We start from the raw sequence: 21,619 nt of genomic DNA, 5'->3' as shown, positions 1-21,619 counted from the left end.
CGGCAAGCCGATGCTGCGGGTGCACACCGCCGGCTCCGTCGGTGGCTCCACCGCCCTGGTCGCGGCCAACCTCGTCGCCGCCCGGGTGCACCGAACGGTCCTCACCCTCGCCTTCGAGAAGCAGTCCGAGTCCAACGCCATGTGGGGCCTGTCCCTCCCCATCCCCTTCCAGCAGCCGCTGCTGGCCGGCGCCGGCGGCTTCTTCGCCCCGCACGTCCGCGCGTACCTGCGGCGCACCGGCGCCCCCGACACCATCGGCTCCCTGGTCGCCTACAAGGACCGCCGCAACGCCCTCAAGAACCCCTACGCCCATCTCCACGAGCACCACCTCACCCTGGAGAAGGTCCGGTCCTCGCCGATGCTCTGGGACCCGATCCGTTACTCCGAGACCTGCCCGTCCTCCGACGGCGCCTGCGCGATGATCCTCACCGACCGTACCGGCGCCGCCCGCGCCCCGCACCGTCCGGCCTGGGTGCACGGCGGGGCGATGCGCAGCGAACCCACCCTCTTCGCCGGCAAGGACTTCGTCTCCCCACAGGCCGGCAGGGACTGCGCCGCCGACGTCTACCGCCAGGCCGGTATCACCGATCCGCGCCGCCAGATCGACGCCGTCGAGATGTACGTCCCGTTCTCCTGGTACGAGCCGATGTGGCTGGAGAACCTCGGCTTCGCCCAGGAGGGCGAGGGCTGGAAGCTCACCGAGGCCGGCGTCACCGAACTCGACGGCGACCTCCCGGTCAACCCCTCCGGCGGCGTCCTGTCGACCAACCCCATCGGCGCCTCCGGCATGCTCCGCTTCGCCGAGGCCGCCCTCCAGGTGCGCGGACAGGCCGGCGAGCACCAAGTGGACGGCGCCCGGCGGGCGTTGGGCCACGCGTACGGCGGCGGTTCGCAGTTCTTCGCGATGTGGCTGGTGGGCGCCGAAGCACCCGCCGGCTGACGCCCGGCCGTGCCCGGGGACCCCGTCCGACGTCCCCTGTCGGTCCCCGGACGCAGTCGTTACGCTGGCCCGGACGACGACCGGGAGGAGCGGTTACGTGGCCGACAGCATCACCGACCAGCGGCTCGCGGGCGGGCCCAGGCCGGAACTCGACCTGACGCACGCCGAATGGCGGTCGAGCAGCCAAGGGGTGGGCGGCGATGTCCAGGTCGCTTTCGTCGAGGGCTACATCGCCATGCGCAACGGCCGCAGCCCGGAGATACCGGCCATCATCTTCACCCCCGCCGAATGGCGCGGCTTCGTCCTCGGCGCCCGCGAGGGCGAGTTCGACCTGACCTGACGCGCGGTGCCTCGTTGCCCCCAACCCGCCCCACCTCGCGTGCGGTTGATTCCCTCCCCCCACCGCGCCCCCTCCTACGCCAGATCGAAGGGGGCGGGCGCATGCCCCTCCCAGATGCGGCGGGAGGCTTCTTCGGGGTAGGGGGCGGTCGTGGGTTCGGCGTCCAGGACACGGGTGAGGCGCCGGTCGGGGGTGTAGGCCGGCCAGCCGGAGTCGCCGGTGGTGGCGAAGCGCACCCACGCCTGCTGGAGTTCCCGCGATACCGCGCGGGCGCCGGGGGTGGGCGGGTCGCCGACGAGATCCCTGCCCGTCGGGCTGTCCAGCGTGCCGAAGGCCAGGGGGAGGTCGAGGCTGTGGCAGGCACCCAGGGCGCCTCCCAGGGCCGGCGACGGCAGTCGCAGCGTGAAGAGGAACGAGGTGCCGCCGGCCGCGGCGTTCGCCTGGGCCAAGCGCAGTGACGGCATCCGGAAGAGGGCGTCCGAGCAGACCGTCTCCAGCAGTTCCCCGGGGGTGGCCTCGGGGTGGGCGGCGCGGTATGCGGCCGGACCGCCGGGCGCCGGGGCGAAGAGAGCCAGGGCGGTGCGGGCCTCCTCCTCGGTGAACCCCTTCGCCCGTCCGCTCATCACGCTGAACAGCCGGAATTCGTCGCGGGTATGGCCGACGAGAAGCTCGATTCCGCCGCCGGACCGGCCACCGCCCGGCGGCTGCCAGGGCGATACGGCGAGGACCTCGCCGTCGACGACGGGGTGGACCGCGACACCGGTGCGGGAGATCGGTCCCCAGCTCTCCAGGTAGCGGGGGAGTTCGGCACCGAGTGACGTCAGTTCCGCGGCCAGGCGCTGCGGGGAGATGCCGGAGAGGGCACCGGCGGTGGGCGCCGTGCCCAGCCGGCGGGCCAGTGCCACGGTGATCCGCTCCGCCAGCGCCGGGGTGCAGTGGCCGCCCGGCACGGAGTGGGTGATGGCCCGCCGGAACAGACCGCGCACCGGCCGCATCGTCAGCAGGGCGGCGATGGATCCCGCCCCGGCGGACTGCCCCGCCACGGTGACCTGGCCGGGGTCCCCGCCGAACGCGGCGATGTTCCGCCGTACCCAGTGCAGCGCCGCGATCTGGTCGAGGAATCCGCGGTTGGCCGGGGCGCCGTCGAGGAAGGCGAAACCCTCGGCGCCCACCCGGTAGTTGATGCTCACCACGACGAGCCCCGCCGCGACCAGCGCCGTGGGGTCGTACACCGGGTCGCTCGACGTCCCCGCGAGATAGCCGCCGCCGTGGATCCACACCAGCACCGGCAGCCCCGCGGCACCCGGATCCGGCGTGCGGACATTGAGCGTCAGCCAGTCCGTGCGCTCCTCCGCACGCGCCTGAACCGGCCCGGACTGCGGTGCCGCCGGCCCGAACTCCGCAGCCTCCCGCGTCCCGTCCCAGCGCGGAGCCGGCGCGGGTGCGGCGAACCGCAGCGCCCCCACCGGCGGTGCGGCGTAGGGGATGCCGCGGAACACCGCGTGCCCCTGCCGGCGGCGCCCCCGTACCACACCCTCCGCGGTACGTACTGTCGGCTGCTCAGGCATGCAACTCCCTTTCTCCGAGGGCCTCCAGGGTTATCAGCCACGTGTATTATGTCAAGTGTACGGGAAAGGGGGTGGAGGGGTGGCGATGAAGAAACGGGTGTGTGCGCGGTCGGATGGTGCGCCTGTCCTCGTACTGCACGCGATGAAGCCCCGCGACGCCCTCGCCGCCACCGACCGGCACCGGGGCCGGCATCAACGCCGCTACGCGAACCGGCTGTTCGTCGGAGGCGAGAAGCGCGCGGGGCCTCTCTTGGGTGGAACACACACTGTTCCGGCGGTAGTTGAGCCGCTTGCCCGCCGGGCCGGCCTCAGGGCCAGTCGCCCAGTCGGGGTAGGGGTGCGCCGGTTCCCGCACGGGTACAGCGGAGGGCGTCGCGCGGGGTCCGGCCCGCCAGCCAGGCGGCGAGGTCGGTGAGCGTGCCGCGCACGGTCACCGTGGGCGCGTCCGCCGGTCCGTACGGCGGACGTGGCGTCGCGTCGTCGGTCGCTTCGAGGGCGAGGCGGAGGTCCTGCGGGGCGCGCGGGGCCAGGTGCTCCAGGAGGTGGTGGCACAGGGCCGGCGACCAGTCCGCGGGGCTGTGGCCGAGGAGCGCGTCGGCGGTATGGATCGCCAACTCCCGCCACCAGGCCAGCAGTGCGCCCCGCAGTTCGCCGTCGCGGTAGCCGACCGGCCGTGACCAGTCCGCCGGGCCGACCGCGGCCCAGGCCGCCGACGCCTCGGCGAGGGTGTCGGTCACCGCCTGGCGGATGGCCGCCGCGTCCCGCCGGGATCCCTCCTCGATGGCGGCGCTCCGGGCCGGGAAGCCGCCGTCGTACACCGCGATCAGCTCACCCCGCAGTGCGTGGCGCGCCTGGCGGGCCATGGCGTGGCCGATGCCTTCGATGTGGGAGAGGACATGGGCGCGGGACCAGCCGGGCAGGGCGCCGGGCTCGCGGACGGCGGTGTCGGTGAGGCCCGGGAGCAGGCCGCGGAGCCGCGCGTGTCCGGCCTCGATCTCGTCGCGTACCGCCTCGGCGGTCGGCGGGGGGTGCGCGGTCACGGCCACAGGAGTCCCTTCTGCCACGTCGTGCCGGTTCGCCGGTACCGGAGCCGGGTGTGGTTGCGCTCCTTGTCGCCCTGCCAGAACTCCACCGACTCCGCCCGGACGGTGTGCAGCGTCCACTGCGGAGGCACCAGGTCGGGGTCGTCGGCCAGGCGGGCGGCGGAGGCGGCCACCGCGGCGTCCCGCTCGGCAGGGTCGGTCAGCGGGGTGCTCTGCCGGCCGATCAGGGCCTCGGCGCGGGCGCCGGCGCCCCGGGCGCGGAAGTCGGCGGCGGAACGCTCCGCGCTCTCCCGCACCACCGGTCCCCGTACGCGCACTTGGCGGGCCAGCGGCTGCCAGTAGAAGGTCAGCGCGGCATACGGACGGGCGGCCAGCTCGCGGCCCTTGAGGCTGTCGTCATGTGCGGCGAACCGCCAGCCGTCCGCGTCGAGGTCCTTGAGGATCAGGGTGCGGGCGGACGGATTGCCGTCGGCGCCGGCGGTGGAGACCGTCATCGCGTGGGGTTCGGGGATCTGCGCCCGGATGGCGCCGAGGAGCCATGCGGCGAACAGGTCCACGGGGTCGTCGGGCGTGTCCACCGGGTCGAAGGCGGGCAGTTCGCCTCCGAACACCGGGAGATCGCGGAGCAGTTGACGCAGGTCGGCCATGTATCCCCCTCAGGTGTTAATGGCTGATCGCGACGTTACCATTAGCACCATGGACGCAACACGGCTTGCCCTGGATCTCGCGGTCACCATCCGCCACGACGGGCACGGCGGCGTCGCCGACGATCTGACCGATACGGCGGGACTCGCGGCATGGATCGGGGAACGCACCGCCCTCCTGGACGGCGCCCAGGACCTGGGCACCCCCGACGCGTCGCTGCTCACCGCCGTCCGCGAGCTGCGGGCCGCCGTCCGGTCGCTGTTCGCCCGCGCCGTCCGCCCCGGACCGCCCAGCTCCGCCGACGCCCGCCGGCTGCTCCCCGAGGACGAGGCGATCCGCCGGCTGAACGCCGCCGCGGCCCGGGTCCCCACCGCACCCCGGCTCAGCTGGGAGCCGGGCGCACCGCCCGCACTGCGCGAGACCCCGGCCGGCTCCCCTTCGCCCGCCGACCGGCTCACCGCCGCGCTCGCCCGCGCCGCCATCGCCTTCCTCCACGGCCCGGACCGCGAACGGCTGCGCGCCTGCCCGGCCCCGCGCTGTGTGCGCTACTTCGTCAAGGACCACCCCCGCCAGGAGTGGTGCACGCCCTCCTGCGGCAACCGCGCCCGGGTCGCCCGGCACCACGAACGGCACCGGGAGCGACACGGCGACGCGCCCGGGGATCCGACCGGCTGACGCTGCCGCACCCGTTGACACCTCACGGCCGACGTCCGCGCGGCGACCGGGGCCGCGCCACGTACGATGGCGGCATGTCCTTCCTCCGCCGCCGTAGCGCAACGCCCGCCGGTCCAGATTTCGACGTACTCGCCATGGACCCCGGGGACTGGCCCGGCAACCTCGGGGCCGGGCTGCTGCCCGCGCCCGACGGGAGCTGCCAGGGCGTCTTCCTCCGCTACGACCTGTTCGGCGGGCGCGGCCCCGCGATGATCATCGGCAACCTGCCGGAGGGCTCACCGGCCCGCGAGCTGGAGGAGGGCCAGGTGCCCTTCGAGGTGGCCCAGCTGCTCGCGGCGCTCGGCAACGACGAGCCGGTGACGGTCGTCGAGAGCGAGGACACCCCCGTGATGCACGAGGACAACCTCCTCATCGTCAAGCGCATCAAGTGCTCCGAGAGCCGCATCTCCTGCGCGCAGTTCGACCGCAGCGACGGCGTGCTGGTCACCATCGCCAGCTGGGACCGCCCGATCACCGACGACCTCTACGCGCTGCTCAAGCCGCTGCCCGCGGAGCTCTTCCAGCAGGGCTGACCCGGAGCGGACATACCTCGGGCGGCGTCGCGCCCGGTGGACGGCCCCCGCCGCCCACCGGGCGCGACGCGCTCGTCAGGCGCGCACCTCGATCGGCTACGACCCCGACGCCGGTGCCCGGGACGACTTCACGTCCACGTCGGCGGCCCGCACGTACGCCACCCGGTGCCCGAACTGGATCTCGTAGTACATGTCCCGGCCGCGGACGATCGCATGCTTGGCGGTGTCGAAGGTCGGCGCGTAGAAGTAGTCGCTCTGCACCCGCCCGCCGACCGCGTACGCCTGACCGGCGAGGAGCTTGTACGGCAGCGGGGAGACCGCCTGCACCGGCACCTTCGACGGGTAGGCCGCGGTCTCCGGGTACGCACGTCCGTAGACCGGGATCGCCGCCCGGCCGGCCTTCGGCGTGGCGACCGGGCCCTTGGCGTCCACGGCCGTCGGAATGCCGAGCGGATTGCGGAACCACGCCTTCTGCCCGAGATACCAGATCGCCGTCCAGTCGCCGGACCTGCCGGCCACCGCGAACCGCTGGCCCGTCGTCGCCCGCGCTCCCGTGTCATTGACGCCGGTGGTCGTCGCGGAGCCGTCCGGATGCAGTCCGATGTCCCGGACCAGCGGGGCGCTGTCGCTCGGCGCGGTGTGCAGCCGGACGGCCGTGGAGCCGTGGTCGGGGCACGGTTGGCCGGCCTTCGCGCAGCCGGTGTAGACCGGCCGGTTGAGCGGGTAGACGGGCAGGATCGTCACCAGGCCGCCGCGCGGGTCGACGGTGGGGAAGAACGGCCGGCCGAGCAGGGTGAAGTAGTGCGCCCAGTCCCAGTACGGGCCGGGATCGGTGTGCATCCCGGGGATCGTGGACGTCGTGGTGCCCGGGACGTTGTCATGGCCCAGGATGTGCTGCCGGTCCAGCGGGATCCTGTACTTGTGGGCCAGGTACGTCACCAGGCGGGCCGACGTCATGTACATCGCCTCCGTGTACCAGGCGTCCGGTGCGGCGAGGAAGCCCTCGTGCTCGATGCCGATCGAGTGCGAGTTCACGAACCAGTTGCCCGCGTGCCAGGCGACGTCCTTGGTCGGCACATGCTGCGCGATCAGCCCGTCCGAGGAGCGGACGGTGTAATGCCAGGAGACGTACTTGGGGTCCTTGATCAGCCGGAGGCTGGTCTCCCAGGAACCCTCGGTGTCATGGATGACGATGGTGTCGATCCGCTGGTCCTTGGGGCGGTTCGCCAGGTCGTGGTTGCCGTAGTTGGTCTTGTCGTAGACCTCGTACGGAGCCGGCCAGGACTCGCAGGCGACGGTCCAGGGGCACTCCAGCGCACCGGAGGAGCCGTGGGCGAAGGCCCGCTGTGCGGAGCCGGCGGACGCGCCGATACGTTTCACCTGGGTGGGGTCGGGGGTCAGCGCCGGCGCGGCGGCGAGGGTGACCCGCTGCCCGGCGTCGGTGGTCCGCGACCGGCCCCGGCGCAGCACCGCGTACACATCGTTCGCGAAGGCCGCACCACCGCGCGCGCTGTCCTCGCCGCCGTAGCGCGCCACCGCCGCGTACCACTTCGCCGGGTCGCTGCTCACCGGCAGCCCCAGCCTGCGCTGCGACGCGGCCAGCAGCGCGGCGCCGCCCAGCACATTCGCCGCGGAGTCGGTGCGCAGCTTCGCCGCCGGCAGCCCGGTCAGCCGCGCGGCCTGGGGCAACGTCCGCAGCCGGGCCGGGAGTTGGGCGGGCAGCACCGCCCGCTGCCGCGCGGCCGGTACCGTACGGCGGGTCCGGGCGGTGTCGCCGCGGGCGTCCTCGTCGTCCGCGCTGAACTCCGGCTGCCGCGCCACGGCCGCCCGGGCGTCGGTCAGGTGCATCGGGCCGTAGCCCCCGGAGACACTGGGCGCGCCGCGGTGGCCGTCCCAACGGGACTCCAGGTACGCGACGCCCATCAGCACACTGCGTGGTACATGGAAGCGCGCGGCGGCAGCGCTGAAGGCTTGCTGGAGGGTGCCCGGACGGGGCTGCCCGGCATGAGCGGACGGGGCCGCCGAGACCATCGGCAGCAGCAGCACCGCGGCGGCGACGGCGGTGGCGGACCTGCGCAGGGCGGGACGGTGGGTTCTCGTGTCGTCTTCCGGGGCGGATCCTCGCAAAACAGCCTCCTCAAGCCGGCCCGAGCCGGGGCGGTGTGACGGTGTGCCAGGACCTGGTCCGGCGGTCGCCGTCAGCCGGGTCCTTCGGCCGTGCGGGAGAAACCGAGACTAAAGCCCTGGGTCGGCTGAGAGCCAGAGGCTTGCCGACGTTCCGTCAACCGCCGCATCCGGCCGGGATGTCGCCTGTCAGGGCAGCACCGGAGGAGCTTTCCCGGGCGGGCGCCGGGCCTGCGGGGCGTCAGTGGAGTGGACCAACAGGGGTGAGCGGCGCGCCCCCGTGGGGCTGCGCCGCTCACCAATCCCCTCGGGGGTGCCGCCTCGCCGGCACCCCCCGGCGGTCAGCGTGTGCCGACCGCCGCCCGTACCGCACGCCGCGCCATCTGGCAGTCGTCGTGCAGTCGGCGCAGGAGCAGCCGCTGCTCCTCGCCCGCCGCGGGCACCCCGGGCTGTCCCGGACCCGGTGTCCCGGTCGGCGTGGGCTCGCGCATGGTGCGCTGGACCGCGGTCTCGTAGCGACGGATCTCGCGGGTGAGCACCAGCATCAGATTCACCAGGAAGGCGTCCCGCGAGGCGGTGCCCGCGGTCTGCGCGAGCTGGCTGATGTGCCGGCGGGCCACCGGCGCGTCGCCGAGCACCGACCACAGGGTGGCGAGGTCGTAGCCCGGCAGGTACCAGCCGGCGTTGTCCCAGTCGAGCAGCACCGGGCCCGCGGGGGACAGCAGGACGTTGTTCAGCAGTGCGTCGCCGTGGCAGAACTGGCCCTGGGTGTGCGAGAGGCCGTGCAGCAGCTTCTGCAGATCACCCAGATCGCGGTCGGTGAGCAGTCCCAGGTCGTGGTAGCGCCCGATCCGGCCCGCGTAGTCCAGCGGGGCGTCGAACAGACCGGCGGGCGGACGCCAGGCGTTGACCCGGCAGATCGCCCCGAGCGCGGCCCGCACATCGGCCCGCGGCGGCGCCTCGGAGGGGTGGCGCGTCAGGGCCGCCACCCGGCCCGGCATCCGCTCCACCACCAGCGTGCAGTTGTCGGGGTCGGCCGCCACCAGACGCGGCACCCGGACCGGCGGACGGTGCCGGACGAACGCCCGGTACGCGCTTATTTCCTGCCGGAAGCTCTCGACCCACGCGGGCGAATGGTCCAGTAAACACTTGGCGACGGCGCTCATCCGGCCGGTCGTGCCCACCAGGAGCACGGACCTTCCACTGCGGCGCAGCACCTGGACCGGGTTGAACTCCGGGCAGATGCGGTGCACCGAGGCTACGGCGGCGCGCAGCTGGGCGCCCTGGGGGCCGGACAAGTCGAGTCTCCCGCTGAGCGGTTGGGTGCCCATCCCCTGTGCCCGCCGGTTCCGGCCGCCGGGGAGACCGGTCACCGCCCCCGCGGAAGGGGAGGGATCGAGATACGGCCCGCTGCCGGCAGGATGCGGGCGGTACGTCCGGGTGGGGGCGGTCACGGCGGACGATGCTGCATACATGGGTGAGACAGATCCCTTCGTGCGCCGACGAGTTGCGTGCGCTCCCGGCCCGGTGGGGGAACCCGTGAACGGGCCCCGTGCAGGAGGCCGATCCAGGGTCCCTGTGAAGGGCGCGCACCCTGGGGAATGCGGTCCCGCCACCGGGCCGGGGGCTGCACACCTACCGAACACGCGGCTACGGGTGGCAGACCATCTGGCGCACCCTGGCGAACCCTGGCGAATGGTCGCACCGCATGTCACCGGCCGGTTACTGTCAACTCAGTCGAGGAACCTGGGGGCTTGACGTGAACAGGGAGCCGAACACCCGTCTCGCGGACCTTTTCGGCCTGGCCGGCTGGTCCAAAGGAGAACTGGCGAGGCTGGTCAACCGGCAGGCGGCGGCCATGGGCCATCCGCAGCTGGCGACCGACACCTCGCGGGTACGGCGCTGGATCGACATGGGGGAGACCCCCCGGGATCCGGTGCCGAAGGTCCTTGCCTCCCTCTTCACCGAGCGCCTCGGCCGTGTCGTAACCATCGAGGACCTCGGGTTCGCCAGAACCGGTCGCTCGGGGAGGCGGCAGGCCATGGACGGTCTGCCGTGGGCTCCCGAACGGACCGCCGCGGTCCTCACGGAATTCACGGGAATGGACCTCATGCTCAATCGACGCGGCTTGGTGGGTGCGGGCGCTGCGCTCGCCGCGGGCTCCGCACTCACCGGCGCCATGCACGACTGGCTGCACACCGACCCGGCCTCTACCGCCCTGCGCCATGACGATCCGCTCGCCCACTCCTCCCTGCACGAACTCGACCAGATCGGCCTCGACCGCTATGAGGCGGCCCCCGTGGGGTCGCAGGAGATCGACGCGCTGGAGCGCTCCGTCGAAGTGTTCCGCGCCTGGGACGCGGCCCGCGGCGGCGGGCTGCAGCGCAAAGCCGTGGTGGGCCAGCTCAACGAGGTCGGCGGGATGCTCGCCTACCGCCACCCCGGCCATCTCCAGCGCAGGCTCTGGGGGGTCGCGGCCAACCTCGCCGTACTGGCCGGCTGGATGTCCCACGACGTCGGCCTGGAGCCCACCGCCCAGAAGTACTTCATCATCGCCGCCCATGCGGCCCGCGAGGGCGGCGACCGCCCGCGGGCCGGCGAGGCGCTCTCGCGGGCCGCGCGCCAGATGGTCCACCTGGGCCGTCCGGACGACGCGCTTGATCTGATGAAGCTGGCCCAGTCCGGATCCGGCGGCGAGACCCTGCCACGGACCCGCGCGATGCTGCACACCATCGAGGCATGGGCCCAGGCGTCGAAGGGGCACGGCCAGGCGATGCGCCGCACGCTCGGCGAGGCGGAGGAACTGTTCGTCTCGGACAAGGGCGATGTGCCGCCGCCGTGCTGGATGCAGATGTTCGACGAGGCGGACCTCCACGGCATGCAGGCGCTGGCGTTCCGTACGCTCGCCGAGCACGACCCGTCGGCCGCCAAGATCGCCCAGAGCCACGCCAAGAAGGCCCTCCAGCTGCGGGAGCAGGGCCGTCAGCGGTCGCAGATCTTCGACTACATCTCGATGGCCTCGGCCTGCTTCATCGGCGACGACCCCGAACAGGCCGACCGCTACGCCCGGCTGGCGCTGGTCTCCATCGGCGAGAACTCCTCGCACCGCACCTGGGACCGGCTCCGCGAGATGTTCCGGCTCACCGGTCAGTACGCCAACTACGGCAAGATCCAGGATCTGCGCGAGGAGATCCAGCAGGTCCTGCCGAAGGCGAAGCCACGGGCCAAGGGAGCGGCACTGGGGCCGGGAATCGGGACGGGACCGAACTTCTCCGTCTGACCCGGGCGGCCGGCCCCGCCGAGCCCCAATTCGCCGTTCCTGTCGGCCACTCCGGCAACGCATGTGAGGCATGTGACCGCGTAGGCGTCACCGTGTGCCACGGTTCGCGTTCGCCGCCATCGCTTCCGCCGTCAACAACAACCGTTCGTCAACAACAACCGATCGTGAACAACGGATCACCGACCATCCTCGATCGATCGTCATCCATTCCCGACCGGCCTCGACCGCCCCCAACCGATCGACGCCAGGCGGTATATGACGTCCCGTTCGCCGACCCGTTCACCGACCCCGAACCCCTCGGGGCGGCCGGCATCCCCACAGCCGGTCCGCCCTCGGTCGCCGCGGTCTGCATCAGCCGCCGACCCTGGCGATCAGCACACACGCGTCATCCTCGCGCTCGGTGCTGCCGAACTCCTCGACCACGACGCGGACGCTGTCCTGCGCACTGCGGGCCGCGCCGAACCGCGGTGCCAGGGCCAGCAGTTGTTCGGCACCCTCATGGGCGCTCTCCGGGCCGTGGGTGCGGCGCGGGGCGATCCCGTCGGTGTGCAGGACGAGCAGATCGCCGGGCTCCAGCTGTTCGGTGTGCTGGGCGTAGGCCGCACCCGAGGTGGCGCCGAGCAGGACGCCCTCGGGCGGGTCCAGCGCGCGCCCCGTGCCGCCGCGGAAGAGCAGCGGTGCGGGGTGCCCGGCCTGGGCCCACTCCAGCGTGCGCGTCTCGGGGTCGAACCGGCAGCACACCGCGCTGCCCAGCGCCGGCTGGGCGGCGGTGTCCAGCAGCTGGTTGAGGAAGCCCATCAGCGGCCCGGGCCGGTGGCCGGCGACGGCCATCCCGCGCAGCGCGCCGAGCACCATCGCCATCCCGGACGTCGCGGCGACGCCGTGCCCGGTGAGGTCGCCGACGCTCAGCAGGGTCTTGCCGTCGGGGAGTTGCAGCGCGTCGTACCAGTCGCCGCCGATCAGTGCGGAGGTACCCGCCGGAAGATAGCGCCCGGCCAGGTCGAGGGTGACCGGTCCGCCCTGCGGGAACCGCAGGGAGCCGCGCCATGGCGGCAGCACGGCTTCCTGCAGCTCGACCGCGAGCCGGTGCTCGGTCTGCGCGATGTGCCGGTGGCGCTGCAGCGAGTCACGGGTCTCGCGCACCGCCATCTGGCTGCGGCGCAGCTCGCTGACGTCCCGCAGTACGGCCCACATGCAGGCCGTACTGCCGTCGGCGTCCAGCACCGGCTCGCCCACCATGTGCACCGTGCGGACGCCGGCATCCGCACGCACGATGCGGAATTCGCCGTCGATCGGCCGGCCGTCCACCAGGCAGTCCGTGACCATCACGGCGAGAGACTCCTGGTCGTCGGTGTGCACCAGGGACGGCAGTTCGTCAAGGGTCAGCGGGCCGTCGGACGGATCCCGGCCGAACATCGCGAACAGTTCGTCGGACCAGCTCACCTCGTCGGTGAGCAGATTCCACTCGGCGCTGCCCACCCGGCGCAGCAGCGCGCCGCGCTCGTGGGTCTCCGGCTCGGGCGGGGCCACCGGAGGCTCGGCGGCCGGCTCCGGATCGTCCTCCGCGATCTCGGCGGGCAGGCCGTCTCTGAGCTGGTCGAGATGACCGCCGAGGTCGTCCAGGTGGTGGACGGCGAGATCGCACAGCGCCCGCTGCCAGCGCAGCTGCGGGTCGGCGGCGAGTTCTGCTGCCACCGAGGACTCTCTGCGCACCGCGTCGAGACCACCGCGCAGGCTGCGGGCCTGCGAGATGAGTGCCTCGACCGCGTCGCGCTCGGGTGTCCGATCGGTTGGGTGATCCGCGAAGAGAGGGGGCGGCATGACGTACTCCGTGATCAGGCGGCGCCGGGTCGTATGGGCCGGTAACGACTCTTGCACAGGCTGCGACCGTCCGTAAGGGATTTGGCATTACCCGATACGGTGGTGCACCTGGCATATGCCAACGGCCTCCCTTGTGGCAGTCCCTGCCGAGTCTGCGGAATGCCGGCTTCCACGCTAGGCTGCGGGCCGCCCTACAGCTGTCTACCCCGCCGATCCACGGTGGGAACGACGCATAAGGCCCGCGGTCACCGGCAAGAATGCCGGTCAGCGGAAATCCCGTTGCCAGCCTGCCCCCCGCACCGGATGCTGACCTCATGTTCGATCCAGACATAGCGCCCAGTGGCACCCTGCTCGGCCTTCTCCAGCGAGGCCGCGGCGACGGGACCCTGCATGCCCTCGCGGCGCCGCGGGCCGAGGCGCTCGCGGCACTCAACGACAGCGTGCTGCGCGACCCCCGCCGCGACTGGCAGGTCGAGAACCGCTCGCTCTATTACGCGCGGCTCTACATGCAGCTCGACGGCGGGCTCGAAGAGATCGAACGTCACCTCTTCCCCCCCGACGACCTCACCGACACCGGCGAGGAGCGCACCGGCCTCGCCCTCTCCGTCCTCGGCCACCTCGCCGCGTACGGCAGGGACGCCGCCCGGCTGCTGCTGCGCAGCTACGCCGCGGCCGGCAGCAACTGGCGCTGGGCGCTGGACGAGCTCGCGCTGCGCGACGACGACGCCGGGCTGATGACCCTGGCGCCCGCCGTCCTGGCGCGCTTCCCCGAGACCGGGGAGGGCGCGGCCGAGCTCGCCGCCGCCGTCCGTGACGCCTTCGAACCCCGGCCCTGGCGGCTGTGGGCGGAGGACCCCCGGTACGGCGCGCGGCTGGCCGCCGCCGGGGAGCAGGGCTCCTTCGACCGCTGGCAGCGGCAGCTGCGGCCGCGCGGCCCGCGGCCCGGCTGGAGCGTCACCGAGGTGCTGGACTGGGCCCAGCAGGAGCTGGACCCGAGCCACGGGGAGCACCGGCACATCGCCGCCGCCCGATGCCTGAGCGCCGTCGCCGGACCGGAGGACCGGCCCGAACTGCTGCGCGCGGCGCGCACCGGACCGGACGCGGCGCGCGCCGCCGTCCTTCACCACCTCGCCGAACGCGGCGACCCCGAGGTCCTGGACCTCATCGAGGCCGCGGTCGCCGACCCGCTGTCCTCCGAGCAGCTGACCGCCGCGGCGCTCACCTCGTACGAGCGGATGCGCAGTGTGGCCGCCGTCGAGCGGGCCCGGGGCTGGGCCGCGCGGGCGGACCGGCTGGGCGCCTCCGCCGCCGCGATGCTGGCCCGGCGCGGTGCCCGGCGCGACACCGAGCTGGTGCTGGCCGCGCTGCGCCGGACGGTGCGGGAAGAGGGGCCGGACGCGCCCGGTCTGTGGGAACTGGTCGACGGCGCCGGCCGCCTCGGCGTCGCCTGCGCGGCCCCGGTGCTGCGCCACATCTACCGCGAGACGTCCTCCTCCCACCTCCGCGGCCGGGCCGCGGGCGCGCTGGCCGTCACCGATCCGGGCTTCGCGGCCGGCTTCGCCGTCGAGTGCCTGTGGGACTGCGAGGAGACCACCCGCGAACTGGCCGCCCGGCACGCCGCCACCGGCGACGACCGGGTCGTCGAGCAACTCCGCCGGCTGGCCGCCGACCCGGCCGAGGAGGCCGAGGTCCAGACGGCCGTCCGCAGCCGCTTCGGCCCGGACGCGTCGGCGGTGTGAGCGGGCCGGGCGTCCACGCCTCCTCTTGTTCCCCGCCGCCCACCCGCACCACTGGTGTTTTCCCCGCCGCCCACCCCCCTTCGGGGGGTGGGCGGGTGTAGTGGTGACGCGGGGACCGCGAATCCCGGGGCGGGCGGGGGCGAGCGCGGGGACCGCGCTCCCGGGGCGAACGCTCATGGGACGTTCGCCGGTTGGAAAGATCCCCTTGGTCCGGTCCACGCACGGCGCGTGGACAACAGCGGTATGCGTGTCGTCATCGTCACCGAATCCTTCCCGCCCGACGTCAACGGCGTCGCACACTGCGCCCTGGAAACCGCCCGGCATCTGGTCCGGCGCGGGCACGAGCCGCTGGTCATCGCTCCGCTGGGGGGCTCCGCGCCGGCCGCCGGCCCGTACGGGTACGAGAGCCCGTGCCCCGTGGTGCGGGTGCCGTCGATGCCGTTGCCCGGCTATCCGCAGGTGCGGATCGCGCTGCCGGGGCGGCGGCTGTCCGCGGCACTGACCGGGCACCGGCCCGATCTGGTGCATCTGGCCAGCCCGTTCGTCCTCGGTGCGCGGGGGATGGCGGCAGCGGCGCGGCGGCGGGTGCCCGCGGTCGCGGTGTATCAGACCGACATGGGGCGCTATGCCCGGACGTATCTGGGGCGCGGCGGGGCGACGGCCTGGCGGCGGATCCGGGCGGTGCACGCCGCCGCCGACCTCACGCTCGCGCCCTCCAGCTCGGCGCTGCTGGACCTGACCGAGCACGGGGTGCCGCGGGTGCGGCTGTGGCCGCGCGGGGTGGACTCGGAGCGGTTCGACCCGGGCCGGCGGGACGCGGTGCTGCGCAGTTCGCTGCTCGCGGGGCGGGAGTTGCTGGTGGGGTACGTGGGGCGGCTGGCGCCGGAGAAGGACGTCCGGCTGCTGGCCGAGACCTCACGGCTGCCCGGGGTGCGGACCGTGGTGATCGGCGAGGGGCCGAGCGCCGCCGGGCTGCGGGCGCAGCTGCCGGAGGTGCGGTTCCTGGGGCGCCGGACGGGCGATGAACTGGCCCGGCTGTACGCCTCGTTGGACGTCTTCGTGCACACCGGGCCGTACGAGACCTTCTGCCAGACGGTGCAGGAGGCGATGGCGTCCGGAGTGCCGGTGGTCGCGCCGAGCGCCGGCGGGCCGCTGGACCTGGTCGACCACGGCCGTACGGGCCTGCTGGTGCCCCCGGGCGACGGCGGTGCCGTACGGGACGCGGTGCGACTGCTCGGCGGCAGCGCCGAACTGCGGGTGCGGTACGGCGCGGCCGGGCGGCAGGCGGTGGCGGACCGCACCTGGCAGGCGGTCGGCGACCAGCTGCTGGGCTACTACGAGGACGTGCTCGCCGACCGGACGGCGGTCGCGGCATGACCGGGCTCCGGGACCGGGACGCCGCGCGGGGCCTGCGGATCGTACGGATCGCCAACTTCGTCACGCCGGCCTCCGGCGGCCTGCGTACCGCGCTGCGCGAGCTCGGCACGGGCTACCGGGCCGCCGGCCACGAGCCGGTGCTCATCGTGCCGGGCCCGCCCGGCACGGCGGGCGGCGCGGGCATACGGGACGAGCACACCGCCCAGGGGCGGGTGATCCCCCTCCCCGGCCCCGTGGTGCCGGGCAGCGGCGGCTACCGGGTGCTGACCGACCGCCGGCGGCTGCGGCAGCTGCTGGAGGCGCTGGCCCCCGACCGGCTGGAGGTCTCCGACCGGACGACGCTGCGCTGGACGGGAGAGTGGGCGCGGCGGGCCCGGGTCCCCGCGGTGATGGTCTCGCACGAGAGCGTGGACGGGGTGCTGCGCACCTGGGGGGTGCCCACCCCGGCGGCCCGTATCGCCGCGGACCGGCTCAACCGGCGGACCGCGTACGCCTACAGCCGGGTGGTGTGCACCACCGAGTGGGCGGCGGCGGAGTTCACCCGGGTCGGGGCGCGGAACGTGGTGCGGGCGCCGCTCGGCGTCGATCTCGCCGCCTGGCACCCGGACTGCCGCAGCGAGGGGCTGCGCAGCCGCCACGCGGGGCGGGCCGCGGTGCTGCTGCTGATGTGCTCCCGGCTCTCGCAGGAGAAGCGGCCGGGACGGGCGCTGGAGGCGCTGGAGGAGCTGCGGCGGCGGGGCGTGGACGCGGCGCTGGCGGTGGCCGGCGAGGGGCCGCTGCGCGGACGGCTGGAGGCGCGGGCGCGGGCCGAACGGCTGCCGGTGGCGTTCCTGGGGCATCTCGCCGACCGCGAGCGGCTGGCCGCGCTCCAGGCGAGCGCCGACCTGGTGCTGGCGCCCGGCCCGGCCGAGACGTTCGGGCTGGCCGCGCTGGAGGCGCTGGCCTGCGGTACGCCGGTGGTCGCGAGCGCGGCCTCGGCGCTGGCCGGGCTGGTGGACGGGGGCGGCGACACGGCGCTGGACGACGGCCCGTCCTTCGCGGACGCGGTGCAGCGGGTGCTGGCGCGGCCCGAGGCGGTACGCCGGGACGCCGCCCGGCGGTGCGCCGAGGGCTACGGGTGGCGGCCGGCGGTGGCGGCGTTCCTGGCGGCGCACGATGCGCCGCGGCTGGGCGGTGACCCGTCAACGCGGGCCGCCGCTCCGGTCGTTCCGCGGCCGGTCGGGCCCCGGAGCGGGTGGTGACGGTGGCGCCGCCGCGGTTCGTGGCGCTGGGCGATTCCCTGACCGAGGGGCTGGGCGACCCGGTGGCCGGGGGCGGCTGGCGGGGCTGGGCCGCGCTGCTGGCCGATGCGGTGGGGGAGCGGCCCGGGGACCTGGAGCTGGTGAACCTGGCGCGCAGCGGGGCGCTGGCGGGCGAGGTGGCCGAGCGGCAGCTGCCCGAGGCGCGGGCGCTGGCGCCGCGGCTGGTGTCCTTGGTGGTCGGGGCGAACGACACCCTGCGCGCCGCGTTCACCATCGAGCGGGTGGCCGCCGCGCTGGATCACGCGCACGGTGCGCTGAGCGCCGACGGTGCCGTGGTGCTGACCGCCTGCCTGCCCGACCCCGGGCGGATGCTGGGGCTGCCCGGGCCGCTGGCCCGGCCGCTGGCGCGCCGGATGCGGGCGGTGAACACCGTCGTCCACGCGGTGTCGGCGCGCTACGGAGGCGTCCATCTGCATCTCGCCGACCACCGCTGGGTCGCCGACCGGGCGTCCTGGAGCGTCGACCGGCTGCACCCCAGCGAGCGCGGCCACCGGCTGCTGGCCCGCGGCTTCCACGCCGCCCTCGCCGAGCGGGGGCTCGCCGCGGGGCCGCCGCCCCCGCTCGCCCTGGACGGTCCGCCGCCGACCCGAACCGGTTCCGCGGTGTGGATGGCGACCCGCGGAACCCGCTGGGTGGTGGACCGCTGCACCGACCTGCTGCCCGGTCTGCTCGCCCTCGCCGTACGGGAGTCCCGCTACGGACTGGCCGGATCCGGCCGGCTGCTGGACGCCGCGGCCGACCGCGCCACATGTACCGCGCTCGCCGCCCTGTCCGAACCGAAAGGCGCTGCGACAATGGCGGGATGACCGGACGCTGGGAGTTCTGGATCGATCGCGGTGGTACGTTCACGGACGTCATCGGCCGGCGGCCGGACGGACGGCTGGTCACCGGCAAGCTGCTCTCGCACCACCCCGAGCGCTACCGGGACGCCGCGGTCGCCGGGATCCGGCTGATGCTGGGGCTGGGCCCGGACGAACCGGTGCCCGCCGAGCGGGTCGCGGTCGTCAAGATGGGCACCACCGTCGCCACCAACGCGCTGCTGGAGCGGACCGGCGAGCCGACGGTGCTGCTCACCACCGAGGGGTTCCGGGACGCGCTGCGGATCGCGTACCAGAACCGCCCGCGGATCTTCGACCGCCGGATCGTGCTTCCGGAGGCGCTCTACGACCGGGTGATCGAGGTGCCGGAGCGGGTCGGCGCGCACGGCGAGATCGTCCGCCCGCTGGACGGGGAGGGGGTCCGCCGGGCGCTGATCCGGGCCCGGGCGGACGGGCTGCGCAGCGCGGCCGTGGTGCTGCTGCACGGCTACCGGCACGCCGCGCACGAGCGGGCCGTCGCGGAGCTGGCCCGGGAGGCGGGCTTCACCCAGGTCAGCTGCTCGCACGAGGTCAGCCCCCTGATGAAGCTGGTGGCACGCGGGGACACGACGGTCGTCGACGCGTATCTCTCGCCGATCCTGGGGCGGTACGTCGACGAGGTCGCGGCCCAACTCCCGGGAATCCGGCTGATGTTCATGCAGTCGAACGGCGGGCTGCGGGAGGCTGCGCACTTCCGGGGCAAGGACGCGGTGCTGTCCGGGCCGGCCGGCGGGGTGGTCGGCATGGTGCGGACCGCCGCGGAGGCCGGCGGCGACGCCCCGGAGGCGGCCGGCTTCGACCGGGTGATCGGCTTCGACATGGGTGGCACCTCCACCGATGTGTCGCACTACGCGGGCGAGTTCGAGCGGATCTTCGGCAGCGAGGTCGCCGGGGTGCGGATGCGCGCCCCGATGATGAACATCCACACCGTCGCGGCCGGCGGCGGCTCCGTACTGCACTTCGCCGCCCGCCGCTACCGGGTCGGCCCCGACTCGGCGGGCGCGGTCCCCGGTCCGGCCTGCTACCGGCGCGGCGGTCCGCTCACCGTCACGGACGCCAATGTGATGCTCGGCCGCATCCAACCCGCCCATTTCCCGGCGGTGTTCGGCCCGGACGGCGATCGTCCGCTGGACGCCGGGGTGGTCCGCACCGGCTTCGCCGAGCTGGCCCGGCGCATCGCCGCGGAGACCGGCGACGACCGCGGGCCCGAGGACGTCGCCGCCGGCTTCCTCGACATCGCGGTGCTCAACATGGCCAACGCGGTCAAGAAGATCTCGGTCCAGCGCGGCCGGGACATCACCCGCTACGCCCTCGTCGGTTTCGGCGGCGCGGGCGGCCAGCACGCCTGCGCGGTCGCCGACGCACTGGGCGTCGACACGGTGCTGGTCCCGCCGCTGGCCGGGGTGCTCTCCGCGTACGGCATCGGCGTCGCCGACGCCACCGCGATGCGCGAACAGGCCGTCGAGGAGCGGTTCCTGGAGCCGGGCGGGATGGACCGGGTGCGCGCGGTGTGCGAGAGGTTGGCCGCACAGACCCGGCAGGAACTGCTCGACGACGGGGTGCCGGACGCGTCCGTCACCACCCGCGCCCGGGTGCTGGTCCGCTACGCCGGGACCGACTCCACCATCGGCGTGCCGCTGGCCGCGGCCGACACCATGGCCGCGGAGTTCGTCCGGGAGCACCGTGAGCGCTACGCCTTCACCATGGACAAGCCCCTGGTGGCCGAGGCGGTCTCGGTGGAGGCGCTGGGAGCGGCCGGCGGGGCGAGCGGCTACCACGTACGACTCGGCGACCGGGAAGGGGAGTTGACGGCCGCCGCGACGGTGCGGATGTATGCCGGCGGGCGGTGGCGGGAGACCGGGCTCTACCGGCGCACGGAGCTGCGGCCCGGCGATGTCCTCACCGGTCCGGCGATCATCGCCGAGGAGGACGCCACGACGGTGCTCGACCCGGGCTGGCAGGCGGCCGTGGGGGAGCGCGGCCATCTGGTGCTGACCCGGGCCCGGCCGCGGCCCCGGCGGACCGCCGTCGGCACCCGGGCCGACCCGGTGATGCTGGAGGTCTTCAACAGCCTCTTCATGGCGATCGCCGAGCAGATGGGCGTACGCCTGGAGAACACCGCGCACTCCGTCAACATCAAGGAGCGGCTGGACTTCTCCTGTGCGCTGTTCGACGCCGAAGGCAATCTGATCGCCAACGCCCCCCATATTCCGGTGCACTTGGGGTCGATGGGGGAGTCGATCAAAGAGGTACTGCGGCGGCGCGGCGGCGATCTGCGGCCGGGCGATGTGTACGCGATCAACGACCCGTACCACGGCGGAACGCATCTGCCGGACGTCACCGTCGTCACCCCGGTGTTCGGTCCACCGGGCCCCTCGGGCGGGGAACTCCTCTTCCTGGTCGCCTCCCGCGGCCACCACGCCGAGATCGGCGGTGTCACCCCCGGCTCGATGCCCGCGTTCAGCAACACCATCCAGGAGGAGGGCGTCCTCTTCGACAACTGGCTGCTGGTGCGCGACGGCCGGCTGCGCGAGCGGGAGACCCGCGAGCTGCTCACCTCCGGGCCGTATCCGTCCCGCGCGCCGGACGTCAACCTCGCCGATCTGCGCGCCCAGATCGCCGCGAACGAGAAGGGGATCCGGGAACTGCGGCGGATGACCGAGCAGTTCGGCCTGGACGTCGTACGGGCGTACATGGGCCACGTCCAGGACAACGCCGAGGAGTCGGTGCGACGGATCCTCGGCCGGCTGCCGGACGGGAGCTACCGCTACGAGACGGACAGCGGGGCGGAGATCCGGGTCGCGCTGACCGTCGACCGCGCGGCCCGCAGCGCGGTGCTGGACTTCGCCGGTACGTCACCGCAGCAGCCCGGCAACGCCAACGCGCCCAGCTCGGTGGTGATGGCGGCGGTGCTGTACGTGCTGCGGACCCTGGTCGCCGAGGACATCCCGCTCAACAGCGGCTGCCTCAAGCCCGTCGAGGTCCGCATCCCGGAGGGCTCCATGCTGGCTCCGGTCTTCCCGGCGGCCACCGTCGCCGGCAACGTGGAGACCTCTCAGGCGGTCACCGGGGCGCTCTACGCGGCGATGGGCATCCAGGCCGAGGGCTCGGGCACGATGAACAACGTCACCTTCGGCAACGCGCGGGTGCAGTACTACGAGACCGTCGCCAGCGGCTCGGGCGCCGGCGACGGCTTCGACGGGGCGGACGCGGTGCAGACCCATATGACCAACTCCCGGCTCACCGACCCCGAAGTCCTGGAATGGCGCTACCCGGTCCGGGTCGACAGCTTCGCCCTCCGCGACGGCAGCGGCGGGGCCGGCCGCCGGCGCGGGGG

16 protein-coding genes are annotated in these 21,619 nt (G+C 74.1%); 10 read left to right on the top strand and 6 right to left on the bottom strand.

Translation table 11 applies throughout. The features are described from left to right. The coding region (locus tag RZ84_RS05735; RefSeq protein ID WP_241777600.1) for a thiolase domain-containing protein at window positions 1-940 on the top strand (940 nt) is incomplete at its 5' end. Between the two features lie 97 nt (window positions 941-1,037). Continuing rightward, a complete protein-coding gene (locus tag RZ84_RS05730) occupies window positions 1,038-1,280 on the top strand; it encodes a DUF397 domain-containing protein (RefSeq protein WP_043263352.1) in 243 nt (80 codons plus the stop codon). 74 nt (window positions 1,281-1,354) lie between these two features. On the opposite strand, the gene RZ84_RS05725 is transcribed toward RZ84_RS05730, so the two are convergent. From RZ84_RS05725 to RZ84_RS05715, 3 genes are all read right to left on the bottom strand, one after another. Beyond that, complete coding sequence (locus RZ84_RS05725; protein WP_043263351.1) at window positions 1,355-2,848, bottom strand: carboxylesterase/lipase family protein; 1,494 nt, start codon at window positions 2,846-2,848, stop codon at window positions 1,355-1,357. A 308-nt stretch (window positions 2,849-3,156) separates the two neighbouring features. Further along, entirely contained in the window at window positions 3,157-3,888 is a 732-nt protein-coding gene (locus RZ84_RS05720; RefSeq protein WP_043269219.1) for a maleylpyruvate isomerase family mycothiol-dependent enzyme, read from the bottom strand. Next, entirely contained in the window at window positions 3,885-4,538 is a 654-nt protein-coding gene (locus RZ84_RS05715) for a pyridoxine/pyridoxamine 5'-phosphate oxidase (protein ID WP_043263350.1), read from the bottom strand. Before RZ84_RS05715 ends, RZ84_RS05720 begins: the two co-directional genes overlap by 4 nt. 49 nt (window positions 4,539-4,587) lie before the next feature. Here RZ84_RS05715 and RZ84_RS05710 point away from each other — a divergent pair, with 49 nt between their 5' ends. Both RZ84_RS05710 and RZ84_RS05705 read left to right on the top strand, forming a co-directional pair. Further along, on the top strand, window positions 4,588-5,211 hold the full coding sequence (locus tag RZ84_RS05710) for a CGNR zinc finger domain-containing protein (protein ID WP_043263349.1): 624 nt from the start codon (window positions 4,588-4,590) through the stop codon (window positions 5,209-5,211). A gap of 74 nt (window positions 5,212-5,285) precedes the next feature. Continuing rightward, window positions 5,286-5,783 carry a hypothetical protein gene (locus RZ84_RS05705; RefSeq protein ID WP_043263348.1) on the top strand — a complete coding sequence of 166 codons (498 nt, stop codon included), beginning with the start codon at window positions 5,286-5,288 and terminating at the stop codon, window positions 5,781-5,783. Window positions 5,784-5,879: 96 nt separating this feature from the next. On the opposite strand, the gene RZ84_RS05700 is transcribed toward RZ84_RS05705, so the two are convergent. Continuing rightward, window positions 5,880-7,910 carry an N-acetylmuramoyl-L-alanine amidase gene (locus RZ84_RS05700; RefSeq protein ID WP_043263347.1) on the bottom strand — a complete coding sequence of 677 codons (2,031 nt, stop codon included), beginning with the start codon at window positions 7,908-7,910 and terminating at the stop codon, window positions 5,880-5,882. Window positions 7,911-8,248: 338 nt separating this feature from the next. Beyond that, window positions 8,249-9,382, bottom strand: coding sequence for an aminoglycoside phosphotransferase family protein (locus tag RZ84_RS05695; protein ID WP_043263346.1), 1,134 nt, complete (start codon window positions 9,380-9,382; stop codon window positions 8,249-8,251). A 284-nt stretch (window positions 9,383-9,666) separates the two neighbouring features. Between RZ84_RS05695 and RZ84_RS05690 the strand changes: the two genes are divergently transcribed. Next, window positions 9,667-11,187, top strand: coding sequence for a DNA-binding protein NsdB (locus RZ84_RS05690; protein ID WP_043263345.1), 1,521 nt, complete (start codon window positions 9,667-9,669; stop codon window positions 11,185-11,187). 351 nt (window positions 11,188-11,538) lie between these two features. On the opposite strand, the gene RZ84_RS05685 is transcribed toward RZ84_RS05690, so the two are convergent. After that, window positions 11,539-13,008, bottom strand: coding sequence for a PP2C family protein-serine/threonine phosphatase (locus RZ84_RS05685; protein ID WP_043263344.1), 1,470 nt, complete (start codon window positions 13,006-13,008; stop codon window positions 11,539-11,541). Between the two features lie 314 nt (window positions 13,009-13,322). On the opposite strand from RZ84_RS05685, the gene RZ84_RS05680 reads away from it, so the two are divergent. The 5 genes from RZ84_RS05680 to RZ84_RS05660 form a co-directional block, all read left to right on the top strand. After that, the gene (locus RZ84_RS05680; RefSeq protein WP_043263343.1) at window positions 13,323-14,747 is read left to right on the top strand and encodes a hypothetical protein; all 1,425 of its coding nucleotides are present in this window, start codon (window positions 13,323-13,325) and stop codon (window positions 14,745-14,747) included. A gap of 243 nt (window positions 14,748-14,990) precedes the next feature. Beyond that, on the top strand, window positions 14,991-16,124 hold the full coding sequence (locus tag RZ84_RS05675) for a glycosyltransferase family 4 protein (RefSeq protein ID WP_043269218.1): 1,134 nt from the start codon (window positions 14,991-14,993) through the stop codon (window positions 16,122-16,124). Beyond that, window positions 16,121-17,365, top strand: a complete 1,245-nt coding sequence (locus RZ84_RS05670) for a glycosyltransferase (protein ID WP_043263342.1) — start codon at window positions 16,121-16,123, stop codon at window positions 17,363-17,365. Before RZ84_RS05675 ends, RZ84_RS05670 begins: the two co-directional genes overlap by 4 nt. A 2-nt stretch (window positions 17,366-17,367) precedes the next feature. Then, entirely contained in the window at window positions 17,368-18,231 is an 864-nt protein-coding gene (locus RZ84_RS05665) for an SGNH/GDSL hydrolase family protein (RefSeq protein ID WP_043269216.1), read from the top strand. Next, a partial coding sequence (locus tag RZ84_RS05660; protein ID WP_241777599.1) for a hydantoinase B/oxoprolinase family protein occupies window positions 18,228-21,619 on the top strand: 3,392 nt, incomplete at its 3' end. The genes RZ84_RS05665 and RZ84_RS05660, both read left to right, overlap by 4 nt.

It is taken from the genome of Streptomyces sp. CT34 (assembly GCF_000805335.1).
Lineage (GTDB): Bacteria > Actinomycetota > Actinomycetes > Streptomycetales > Streptomycetaceae > Streptomyces.
Note: the sequence above shows the minus strand (reverse complement) of the source record. Positions and strands in the feature narration are given on the sequence as shown.